This window comes from Segeticoccus rhizosphaerae (assembly GCF_009192725.1).
GTDB classification, from domain to species: Bacteria; Actinomycetota; Actinomycetes; order Actinomycetales; family Dermatophilaceae; genus Segeticoccus; species Segeticoccus rhizosphaerae.
Genome location: NZ_VOHR01000607.1, coordinates 1 through 1026, shown reverse-complemented (window position 1 = coordinate 1026; position 1026 = coordinate 1). Strand labels below are relative to the sequence as shown.

At 73.1% G+C, this 1026-nt stretch carries 1 protein-coding gene and 1 pseudogene; both read right to left on the bottom strand.

The annotated features are described in order from the left end of the window. The coding region (locus FRW57_RS22015) for an AAA family ATPase (protein ID WP_152187082.1) at nucleotides 1-655 on the bottom strand (655 nt) is incomplete at its 3' end. Between the two features lie 70 nt (nucleotides 656-725). Then, nucleotides 726-1026, bottom strand: a pseudogene (locus FRW57_RS23700) (DUF4350 domain-containing protein); the annotation flags it as partial.

Genomic DNA, 1026 nt, shown 5'->3' with positions numbered 1-1026 from the left:
CGGCCGGCCCGGCGACGGGGGAGACCCCTGCGGCCGCCAGGTCCTGGGGGTCGAAGCCCGCCGCGTGCCGGGCGAGGACCTGCAGCTCGTCGGCGCGGGGCGGCAGTGGCAGGACGGCCTTGAGCAGGAACCGGTCGAGCTGCGCCTCGGGCAGGGGGTAGGTGCCTTCGTACTCCACCGGGTTCTGCGTGGCGGCGACGAGGAACGGCGAGGGGAGGGGCCGGGAGGTCCCGTCGACCGAGACCTGGCGCTCCTGCATCGCCTCGAGCAGCGCGGACTGCGTCTTGGGCGGCGTGCGGTTGATCTCGTCGGCGAGCAGCAGGTTGGTGAAGACCGGGCCGGGCCGGAACGAGAACTCCGAGGTATGCGTGTCGAAGACCACCGAGCCGGTGATGTCGCCGGGCATCAGGTCGGGGGTGAACTGCACTCGCTTGGTCTCCACGTCGAGTGCCGCCGCCAGGGCTCGGACCAGGAGGGTCTTGGCGACCCCCGGCACTCCCTCGAGCAGGATGTGGCCCCGGGCGAGGAGGGCGATGATGATGCCGGAGACGGCTGCCTCCTGGCCGACGACGGCCTTGGCGACCTCCTGCCGCACCCCGAGCAGCGCGTGCCGCGCCGCCTCCGACGGCTCGGTCGCGTCGGGGGAGTCGGTCATGCGGGCGCCCCGCGAAGTACCGAGCGAGGCACGAGCGAGGACTTTGTGGGGTGCTCTTGGTGGGGTGGGGTCATTCTCGTACCTCTTCCTCGAGTGATGCGAGCTGGTCTGCAGTCTGCAGGAGGGCTTCGTCGCCCGCGGGGTCCGGTCCGGCGAGCACGGTGAGGAGCTCGCCGGACGGCCGTCCCGTCACCTGGGCCAGAGCGTGCGCCAGCTCCTCCACGGGAGTGGCCGGAGCCAGTCCGAGGTATGCCGTGAGCCGTCGCCGGGTGGCGCCGCGCAGGATCGCGGCCGCGCGGCCGCGGTCTCCTGCCTTGCGGTAGAGCCGTCCGCGGCTCTCGGCGGTCTCGGTGGCGCGGACCACGACGGGC